Source organism: Achromobacter sp. (assembly GCF_057314935.1).
The window spans coordinates 1-8,596 of the sequence record NZ_DBHKZA010000135.1; the positions used below are offsets into that span (position 1 = coordinate 1).

12 protein-coding genes are annotated in these 8,596 nt (G+C 68.0%); all 12 read right to left on the minus strand.

Translation table 11 applies throughout. The features are described from left to right. The coding region (locus ACO6D5_RS28480; protein WP_485827244.1) for a TraC family protein at positions 1–595 on the minus strand (595 nt) is incomplete at its 3' end. Then, a complete protein-coding gene (locus ACO6D5_RS28485) occupies positions 595–1,035 on the minus strand; it encodes a TIGR03751 family conjugal transfer lipoprotein (RefSeq protein WP_017640434.1) in 441 nt (146 codons plus the stop codon). The genes ACO6D5_RS28480 and ACO6D5_RS28485, both read right to left, overlap by 1 nt. Further along, positions 1,016–2,434: a TIGR03752 family integrating conjugative element protein gene (locus ACO6D5_RS28490; protein ID WP_047219621.1), complete on the minus strand. Its 1,419-nt coding sequence runs from the start codon at positions 2,432–2,434 to the stop codon at positions 1,016–1,018. Before ACO6D5_RS28490 ends, ACO6D5_RS28485 begins: the two co-directional genes overlap by 20 nt. Continuing rightward, positions 2,424–3,353: a TIGR03749 family integrating conjugative element protein gene (locus tag ACO6D5_RS28495; RefSeq protein ID WP_017640432.1), complete on the minus strand. Its 930-nt coding sequence runs from the start codon at positions 3,351–3,353 to the stop codon at positions 2,424–2,426. The genes ACO6D5_RS28490 and ACO6D5_RS28495 overlap by 11 nt, the downstream gene beginning before the upstream one ends. After that, entirely contained in the window at positions 3,350–4,042 is a 693-nt protein-coding gene (locus tag ACO6D5_RS28500; RefSeq protein ID WP_033448786.1) for a PFL_4703 family integrating conjugative element protein, read from the minus strand. The genes ACO6D5_RS28495 and ACO6D5_RS28500 overlap by 4 nt, the downstream gene beginning before the upstream one ends. After that, a complete protein-coding gene (locus ACO6D5_RS28505; RefSeq protein WP_485827245.1) occupies positions 4,039–4,449 on the minus strand; it encodes a TIGR03750 family conjugal transfer protein in 411 nt (136 codons plus the stop codon). Before ACO6D5_RS28505 ends, ACO6D5_RS28500 begins: the two co-directional genes overlap by 4 nt. 12 nt (positions 4,450–4,461) lie before the next feature. After that, positions 4,462–4,821: a TIGR03745 family integrating conjugative element membrane protein gene (locus ACO6D5_RS28510; RefSeq protein ID WP_003090173.1), complete on the minus strand. Its 360-nt coding sequence runs from the start codon at positions 4,819–4,821 to the stop codon at positions 4,462–4,464. 16 nt (positions 4,822–4,837) lie between these two features. After that, positions 4,838–5,071, minus strand: coding sequence for a TIGR03758 family integrating conjugative element protein (locus tag ACO6D5_RS28515; protein ID WP_003821106.1), 234 nt, complete (start codon positions 5,069–5,071; stop codon positions 4,838–4,840). Continuing rightward, positions 5,068–5,448 (minus strand): integrative conjugative element protein, RAQPRD family, encoded by a 381-nt coding sequence (locus tag ACO6D5_RS28520; RefSeq protein ID WP_017640429.1) that lies wholly within the window; start codon positions 5,446–5,448, stop codon positions 5,068–5,070. Before ACO6D5_RS28520 ends, ACO6D5_RS28515 begins: the two co-directional genes overlap by 4 nt. Positions 5,449–5,546: 98 nt before the next feature. Then, on the minus strand, positions 5,547–6,296 hold the full coding sequence (locus ACO6D5_RS28525; protein WP_017640428.1) for a TIGR03747 family integrating conjugative element membrane protein: 750 nt from the start codon (positions 6,294–6,296) through the stop codon (positions 5,547–5,549). Further along, on the minus strand, positions 6,293–8,479 hold the full coding sequence (gene traD / locus ACO6D5_RS28530; RefSeq protein WP_485827246.1) for a type IV conjugative transfer system coupling protein TraD: 2,187 nt from the start codon (positions 8,477–8,479) through the stop codon (positions 6,293–6,295). Before traD ends, ACO6D5_RS28525 begins: the two co-directional genes overlap by 4 nt. Before the next feature lie 4 nt (positions 8,480–8,483). Then, positions 8,484–8,596, minus strand: a 113-nt coding sequence (locus ACO6D5_RS28535; RefSeq protein WP_116806073.1) for a DUF2859 domain-containing protein, incomplete at its 5' end; no start/stop codon positions are given.

The following is an 8,596-nucleotide window of genomic DNA, read 5'->3' on the forward strand; positions in this document are numbered from 1 at the left end:
GCGTCTGGCCGCGCCAGCGCAGCCGCGTGACCACCGTGTCCTCGAACAGGCCGCCCGGCTTGGCGACCGCGCGCAGATGGTGGCCGAAGAAGCGCAGGTAGAACTCGGTGAACGCAGTATCGCGGGCGCGCGGCTGCACATAGTCGCGCAGGGTCTGCATGTACTGGTCGAAGCTGGGCTCGTCCTGGGCGTAGAGCTGGAGCACCCAGGGGTTCTCGTCCAGCTCATCGAACGAGTCCTGGAGCGCGTTCTCCAAGGCATCGCGGGCATGCGCGAGCCAGCCGGGCTCCCGCCCCTCGGTGCCCAGCGGCACCAGCTCGTAGAAGGCAGCGACCGACTGCCCATCCTCCAGCAGCATGGACTTCGACTGCGGCAAGAACTCCACCCAAGGCAGCAGTTCCGCGAACGACGGCGCGACGTCGTACAGCGCCTGCTCGTCGGCTACCGTCGCCGGCCTGCGGCCCTGGACCGCTGCGCCGGGTTCAGGGACGCCGGCCTGGCGCAAGGCCTCGACGTGGCGCTGCCAGCCGTCCGGCTTCTCTTCGTCGCCGGTGCCGGATGCGGCCAGCTTCGGCCAGGGAAGTTTCCAGCGCATCAATAGTCCTCCAGCCGTTCACCGGGCATGGCGTACTGCACGCGCTGGTACAGCGGGAAGACCGTCGTGTAGCCCGGAACCGGCACGGGGTCCGTGCCCGCTAGGTGCGGGTACACATACATGACGAGATCGGGGTTGGGCAGGCGCTGGAACTGGCGATAAACCTCGTTGCGCGCCAAGCGCGTGTAGCGCATCTGCTCGACGGGCGCAGCCTGCACATCGGCGTCGGTCAGCGGCCGGCGCAGGCTCTGGCGCGCGTCGAGCAACTGCCGGCGCGCGACCTGGCCGGTGCCACTGCCGCCGCCACCCGTTTCCTGCTGCCAGATGTCCATCATGGTGCGGTCGCTATGGGTCAGCAGTTCTTCCTTGCTGGTGGCGCAACCGCCGAGCACGGCGACGGCCGCGGCCAGCGCGAGGCCCTTAATCGAGTTCGAGCGCATGGCTTTCTCCTGCACGGTGATCGACGCGCCGGCCTTCGGGGTCGTGATCGATGGCCAGCGGCTTTTCGAGGTGGACGGCAACCTTGGCACCAGGCTGGACATAGACGGAGGCGAAGGCCTGGCCGTAGAGCTTGTTGACCCAGGCCGACATGTCCCGGACGCCGCCCGCGAGGATCTGGCCGACTGCTTCCTTGCCGCTGATGCCCACGGTGCCGATGGCGCCGTCCGAGCCGACGTAGGACATGCGGCCGCTGTCGCTCTCGATGAGCGAGGCCACGCCGGCACCGGCCGCCGTGATCAGGGCCTGCGAGCCGAGGTACTGCTGGGCGTTGCTGCGCCGTTCGCCACTGACGCAGGGGATGCCGTGCGGATCGCTGATCCAGCCCAGGCCGTCGCGCTGCTGGTTGTTCTGCTGGTTGCCTTCGCGGTCTTCGGGGATGGTGCGGATCGTGCCGTCGTTGAAGACGAAGGTGATGCTGCGTACCTGGCCGCGCACGCACGAGAGCGTCCAGTCACCCGATGCGGTTCCGCTGAACACGGCGCCGGCCACGTCGGGAATATCAATCCCGTTGGCCGTGAGGTTGTCCGGGCCGACCAGCACCTTGAAGGGGTACGGATCGTTCACCGTCCCGTCGATCGGCACACGACCGATCAGCGCGGTCATCGCGACCGACCCCATCAGCGTTGAGTTGGTTGGCACGGTATAGACCGGCTTGGCGCTCTTGACGCCTGCCGCACGTGCGCCGGCGTTCGCCACGGTTTCCGCGGTCGTTTCCAGCGTGCTTTGCGCCGGGCCGAAGCTCGTCGGGAAGCTCATGCCGCTGCCCGTGCCACGACTGCCGTTGCGTCCCTCGGCCTTCTTCGCGTCGTCCGGTTCGACCCAGCGCATGCCGCCTTCCATGTCGGCCTCGTCGCCATCGCGCAGCCCCAGGCCCACGGGCAGATCGGCATGGCCGCCGCCGCGCCCGCCGATGCTGTCCAGACGCCGCTGCAGGTCGGCGAGCAGCCCTTCGGTCTGCTGGCGCGCGCTGGCCGCCTGTTCCTGGTCGCGGCGCAGGTTGGAGCGCTCGGATTCGAGGGCCGAATTGATGCGCTGATCAATGGAGTTCTCCCGCTGGCGCAGCCGCTGGTTTTCCTCGCGCTGCGACTTGTTGTCGGTCAGCGCGGTCTGAAGCTCGGTGCGCAACTGCTTTACCTGGGCGACGAGCGTTGCCACTGTATCGCGGGGGGTATCGCCTTCGATGCCCAACGCCTTCATTTCCTCGGGTGTGAGCTTGGCGCCGGCATCCGGGGCGAGCGGCGCCGACGAGCTTCCACCCGAAAACAACCGGATGGCGACGAACAGCACTAGCAAGGCGACCGGGATCATCAGCCACTTGAGCAAGCCGTTACTGCGCATGGCGGGCCTCCTTGCCGTCGCCGGCTTCAGCTTCCGGTTGCGGCAGATGCACGGCCGGGTCGAAGCGGTGGATCGCCGGCAGCAGCGACTGCGCCAGGCCGTGCCCTCGCGTCACCAGGTACAGGACGGTCGTGTCCTCGGGCGTTCCGCGCGGGCCGAGCGCCTCGTGCTGGAAGGTGGCGGTGAGGAAGTCGCCTTGCAGCACGCGCGGGTCGAGCGTGATCCTGCCCGCGCCGGTGTTGGTCAAGCGCACGGCAGTGACCCACTGGTCTTCCAGACGCCACGACGCGAGCGCGACCGCGCGCACCGGCAGCGTCGGCATCAGCGTGCCGAGGTCGAGGTCACGGCGCAGGTTGACCCGCATGACACCCGGCAGCGGCTCCACGGTGCGCAGCGGCGCATAGAGGTTCTGCGCAGCGAAGCGCGTCAGGACGACCGGCACGGGGGTTTCGCGCCGCGCCGCTTGAGCGCCTGTCTGATCCTGGGCGCGTGCCGGGGCCTCATCGGCACCGCCTGCCTGATCGCCGTAGCGCGCCGGGGTGCTGCTGCCCTCGACGATGCGCACCGGCTCCAGCTCGGCCTCGCCGTCCTTGGGCGGCTCGGCCGCGATGTCGAGCAGGATCAGCGCGCCCGTGTCGGCGTCCTGCAGTTGCAGCCGCGTGGGCTCGATCGGTTCGCTGGCGCGCAGGTACACCGCGCCGCCCGCGCTCTGCACGCGCAGGCGTTCGCCCGCGCCCGCAGGCACGCCCACGCGGACGTTCCGGTCGATGAACACGATGCGCTCTTGGCCCACCCTCAGCGGCACCGCGAGCGGCATGCGTTCCCAGCGCAGAATTTCGACCGCCTGGACAGCGGCGGGCATGGTGGCCGAGGCAGCCACGGCTAACAGCCCAAGCAGCGTGAATACAGGATGCTTCATGGGGTGTTTCCTCCTTGGGGCGCTTGCGGAGACAGGCCGCCAGGCGCCGGGCGCGTCGGCTCCGGGGCGCTGATGCGCTGGGGGGCACCGTCGTAGCAGTCCAGCGCCAGGCCGAACGGGTTGCGGGCGGGATCAACGTCCACCCGCGTGACCTTCACCGGGTAGCGCACGAGCGCGCGCTTGACCTGCTCGGCGCCGTAGTACTCGTCGGCGGTGATGTCGAGCGTCACCACCCAGTCGCGGTCGGAGACCACGCGCACGCGCGCCGTGGGGTCGTCGCCGTAGCCGCGGCCGGGGATTTCGTAGATACCGCGCACGCGCTGGCGCAGCTCGCCCGTGCTGCGGCGATAGTCGTAGTCCGCCCGCAGGAAGGCCTGGCAGGACGGGGTGAGGTACGGCGAGAGCGTGTGGAGGTTGCGCGCGTAGTCCTCTTCGCCGTTGGTCGGCCAGCGGTTGAGGGTCTGGAACACGTAGAACGTGAACGCATAGACCGATTCGGGCGGCACTTCCCACCACTTGCGGGTACTGCCGGAGCGCAGGTCGGGCGGGACGTGGATGGTCAGGTCGCGCGGCGCGCTCCACCAGCCGCCGCCCATGACCAGGGCGACGATGACCAGCGCGCCGGCCCCCAGGCGAAGCGTCTTGATGTGCGCCTGCAGGTGGGTGATCTCGTTCTTGAAGCGGCTCATCGTGCCCCCCTTGCAACAGACCTTCGGGTGGACCAGAAGCCGGAGCGCGAGATCAGCACGTGGCCGCCTACCCATCCCGCCATCAGTGGATGGCGCGTGGCGATGCGCCATTGCAGTTGCCGGTACAGCCAGGTGTCGGGGCGCCCGCGCTTGAGGCGACGCAGGATGCCGCCCCCGATGAAGACGCCGAAGGCCACGCCCAGCACGACGAACGTGGGCGCGAGCGCGATCGTGCGGAACACCCAGGACAGCGGCGCACCGACCAGCAGGCCGGCGGCGCCGGACAGGCCGCAGCAGATCCACAGCTCGTCGGCGGTGAGGCCGCGCACAACAACGGGATGGCGGTTGAGCCGGTGCGGAAGGAACGTGACCGTCCCGTCCGCACGGACGTGCTGCTGCTCGGACATACCAGCCTCGCCTTACAGGATGCCGGTGGCTTCGGTGAGCAGCCAGATGCCGATCACGAGCAGCACGGCGCCGATGGCGACCGTGAGGCCGAACTGGCCCCACGTCTTGCGGCCGGTGTGGATCTCCGCGTAGGTCCCGTAGGCGTGGTAGCAGACGCCGATGAACATCGACGCCACCACCAGCAGGGCCACGAGCATGATGATGTCGTAGCCGTAGTTGCGGATGGTCTCCATGATGCCGTTGCCGGTGCCGCGCGTGGGGTTCTCCAATTGCGGCAGACCTTGCGCGAACGACAGCGCGGGCAGCGCGGCGGCGCCCAGGGCCACGGCGGCGCGCTGGGCAAAACGGGAAGTGAGGTTGCGGTTGTGCATGGTCGGGCCTTTCAGGTCAGGACAGAAGGAAGAAACTCAGAACGAGGTACATCGCGACGAAGCGAATGCAGACGCCGAGGAACTGGCGCTGGTTGAGGCGGCTCTCGGACCACCCCACGTAGGCCGTTCGGATGGCCCAGACGCCCCAGACGAGGAGCACCGCGAACACGGCGCCGACCAGGACGGTCGCCATCGCCGAAGGCGCGATGCCGCTGTTGGCTTGAAATGCCGAGACCTGGGCGCCGTTCATGGCTTGGCCTCCGCGGTCGTCGGCGATGGAGCGACGGTCCGCTCGGTGCGGTAGTCGCCAGCCAGTTCAGCGGGGTCGCGCGGCTGGGCACGCGACGGTGTGAGGTGGGCCTGGATGCCGGCGCGCACGCGCGCCAAGTCAGCCAGCAGCCGCGGGTAATCGAAGTGGTAGCGCTCGCCCGGCTGGATGGGGGCATGCGCGGCGCTGTTGGTGACGGTGCGCTCCAGCGCGTCGAGTTGACGCAGCGCGGCGACCAGCTCCTGGCGCTGCGCGGGGGGCTCGGCCAATGTCATCGGGGACTGGCCCAGCAGGAGGGCCGTCACGAAAAAAGTGGGCACGCCGCGATGCGCGGCGCGCTGCCAGATCGGAGCCAACATCGCGCCATTCCTGTGTGATCAGCAATGGGTTGATCGTGGGCAACGAGGGGCTTTTAGGCCGCAAACAATAGGAACCTGCGGATGACCGGATTGATGGTCTAGAGGTACTTCTTGAAGCTGCCTGCGGTCAGGCTCACGGCCAGTCCCAGCAAGGCGGCGCTCGGCAGCAGGATCAGGAGTGGATGCACCGAGATCGGCAAGGCCAGGTACGTGACCCACGGCAACACGGCCAGCGGCATCAGGCTCGCCTTCGCCCGGTGGTAGATGAAACCGGATTCCCGGCCCGCGCCGAACCGGCGCACGTCCCGCCGTACCAGGCCGTCGATCAGACCGACGAATGCCGCGGTGAAGATCAGCGGCAGCGTGAGCACCAGGACCAGCAGGCGCACCAGGAAAGTGAGCGTCGTGAAGGCCGCAGCGATCAGGTAGCTCTCGGTCCAGACATAGACCTGGCTGATGTAGTACCGGAAGTTGCGGGTCTGCCCATGGCTGGGCGCGCGGGCGCGCTCGGCGGTCTGGCTCATGCGCTCCAGCAGCCCCGAGCGCACGAACACCCATTCGTAGCCGGTATCCACCAGCTCGTGCGCCGTTCGGCCCGGCTCCTGCACGACGACGCTGCGCGTGAAATGGTTGGACAAATGCCCCAGCTCGTACTGCAACATCTGCTGGGAGTGGCGCCAGCCTTGGTCCTTCCAGAACAGGTGCATGCCGACGCACTCGACCACGATCGAGAACAGCAGCGAGCCGATCAGCACCCCGAGCAGCCGGAACGGCAAGGTGATGGTGCCGACGATCAGGCCCTGGCGCTGGTTCTGCTCCCGCTGCGCGGTCGAGGCGGCGTCCTTCATGACGAGGCCTCGTTGCCGGCGCTGTCGTCGGTGGCTGCCGGGCCAGCTTCGGTCGGCGTAGCCTCATCCAGCAGGTCCTTGGGCAAAGCCCCGTCCTGCGGGGCCGGAGAACTGGTGAACTCCCACCACTGCGTGGCTTCGCTGTAGCTCTGGCGCATGTACCCGGCCAGTTGCTGCAAGTCCGCCGGCATCACCTCGTCCGGGTCCGGCGCCGGCAGCGGCATGCGCACTTTCCAAAGCTGACCACCCTGCAACAACGCGAAGCACTGGCCCTTGGGCAAGCCGACGACGTGCGACGGCTCGATCATCGGCACGCTGGACATGCTGATGCGGTCCTGGGTGTTCGACGTGAAATCCGTCGCCCCGCGAATGTCCGAGCTGTCGGTCGCGCCGCTGACGATGGTGGTCGTATAGACCTCGACCTTCGGTAGTTGCCGGGTCAGCAGTTCAGCGGTCGCGGTCTCGCGCACGCGCAGCATGAACAGGTTGTTGAAGTTGCCGATCACCTGACCGGCCTTGGCGCGGTTGCCAATGCGGGCCTCGATGTCCGAGAGGGTCTGCGTGTACGCGGTGACCTGGAGGCCTGCGCCACCGCCCTTGTTGATCAATGGGATGAACTCATCGCCCATCAATTCGTTGAACTCGTCGGCGTGGACATTGATCGGCACGCGCGCACCGGCTGAAGCGCCCGGCAAGCCATCGTCAATCCCGTGCTTGTAGATGTGGCCTGCGACCGAAACCAGGTCGGAGAACATGGAATTGCCGACCGCTGCGGCGACCTCGGCGTCGGACAGCGCGTCCAGGCCCACGTAGACGACGGCGCGCTTTCGGATGACCTGCATCCAATCGAAGATCGGGCGCGGGTCGGCCAGGTCGGAATAATTCGGGGCCAGAAGCTGGGAAATCTTCCCGCTGGTGAGCTTCTCCAGCAGCGGCAGCAGGCTGGCGACGATCTTGTCGAAGTACGTCTTGTCGTAGCGGACGGCAGAGCGCAGGCCGTCCAGCACCGGGTCGTAGTTGCGGGCCTGGGAGAGGTACTGCTCCAGCGCCACCACGCGCTTCTCGCGCCCGATCATGTTGCGCGGGATGTTCTTCTCATTGAGCTTGGCCTCGATCTGAACGATCACCTCCCAGGCCTTGGGCTCGGTCTTGGCGAAGTAGTGCTGGGCGTACTCGATGAACAGCGCGTCGATGTTGATGACGTGCCGCTGGATCAGCATGTAGTCCGGGCGCTGCCCCAGTTCCACCAGGGCGCGGGCGATGATGTTCACGAAGCGCCATGCGAACTCGCGGAACGCCGCGCTGTTGCCTTCGCCGGAGAGCTGCCCCGCGATGCGTGTCGCCACTTCCGAGATCCGACCGAAGCGGCCCACGGCGTTGTAGCGGGCGCTGATTTCCGGCCAGCCCAAGTGGAAGATGTAGAACTCGCCTTCGCGGCCAGCGCGCTGGGCTTCGACGTACATCCGTTTCAAGAGATCGGCATCCCCCTTGGGGTCGATGACGATGACGACCTCATGCTCGCCGGCAGCATTCCTGCGGCGGATGTCCTGCGTGACGAACAATTCGGCCAGGCGCGTCTTGCCCACCCGCGTGGTGCCCAGCACCAGCGAGTGCCCGACGCGCTCGCCCAGCGGCAGGCTGACGTCCACTTCGTCGGGCTCGATGCCGTGCAGCCTTGGCAGGCCGCCGACAGGCGGCAACGGGCGCACGGGGTTGAAAGGCACGTCCCAGCCGGTGAGCTTCGGCAGGCGAGAGAGCGGCAATGGCGCGAACTCCAGCCGTTCCTCCAGGCGCCTGGCCAGCCGGTAGGCCGGCGTCGGCTCGACGTAGCGGCGGAACTCGGGCCGGTACGTCTGCATCAGCCGATGCGTGTGCTTCTGCTCCCAGAGAAAGCCGCGCCCCACGAATAGGCGCTGCTGGCTGACCGGCACGTCCTTGCTGGTCATCACGTAACGCGGCAGACGGCGGATGTTGCGCCGGTAGCGCAGGATGATGCGGGCATCGCGGTAGCGGATCGCGCCGTAGGCGCCGAACGCCAAGGCGCTGCCGATGCCCATGGCCGGGCTCAGCGCGAGCGACCATGGGGCCACCAGGCACAGAAACGCGGCGCCTGCACACGCCGCGACGGTGTATAGCTCCACCGCTGGGCGTAGCAGAACCTCGACCGGCTGTTTGCCTGACATGGCTTCATTGCTCGATGCCGGTGGCCGTGATCAGCGCCGGGTAGTGCCGCAGGCCCAGGCGATCGGCCAGGTCGTCGCCGGCCACGGGCGCGAGCGGCACGCCCGGCACCAGGGCGC

What these genes read in the sequence shown, in the direction of transcription:
- ACO6D5_RS28485 (WP_017640434.1), bottom strand. Translation starts at nt 1,035, where the DNA reads ATGCGCTCGAACTCGATTAAGGGCCTCGCGCTGGCCGCGGCCGTCGCC.
- ACO6D5_RS28525 (WP_017640428.1), bottom strand. Translation starts at nt 6,296, where the DNA reads ATGAAGGACGCCGCCTCGACCGCGCAGCGGGAGCAGAACCAGCGCCAG.
- ACO6D5_RS28510 (WP_003090173.1), bottom strand. Translation starts at nt 4,821, where the DNA reads ATGCACAACCGCAACCTCACTTCCCGTTTTGCCCAGCGCGCCGCCGTG.
- ACO6D5_RS28520 (WP_017640429.1), bottom strand. Translation starts at nt 5,448, where the DNA reads ATGTTGGCTCCGATCTGGCAGCGCGCCGCGCATCGCGGCGTGCCCACT.
- ACO6D5_RS28495 (WP_017640432.1), bottom strand. Translation starts at nt 3,353, where the DNA reads ATGAAGCATCCTGTATTCACGCTGCTTGGGCTGTTAGCCGTGGCTGCC.
- ACO6D5_RS28505 (WP_485827245.1), bottom strand. Translation starts at nt 4,449, where the DNA reads ATGTCCGAGCAGCAGCACGTCCGTGCGGACGGGACGGTCACGTTCCTT.
- ACO6D5_RS28490 (WP_047219621.1), bottom strand. Translation starts at nt 2,434, where the DNA reads ATGCGCAGTAACGGCTTGCTCAAGTGGCTGATGATCCCGGTCGCCTTG.
- ACO6D5_RS28515 (WP_003821106.1), bottom strand. Translation starts at nt 5,071, where the DNA reads ATGAACGGCGCCCAGGTCTCGGCATTTCAAGCCAACAGCGGCATCGCG.
- traD (WP_485827246.1), bottom strand. Translation starts at nt 8,479, where the DNA reads ATGTCAGGCAAACAGCCGGTCGAGGTTCTGCTACGCCCAGCGGTGGAG.
- ACO6D5_RS28500 (WP_033448786.1), bottom strand. Translation starts at nt 4,042, where the DNA reads ATGAGCCGCTTCAAGAACGAGATCACCCACCTGCAGGCGCACATCAAG.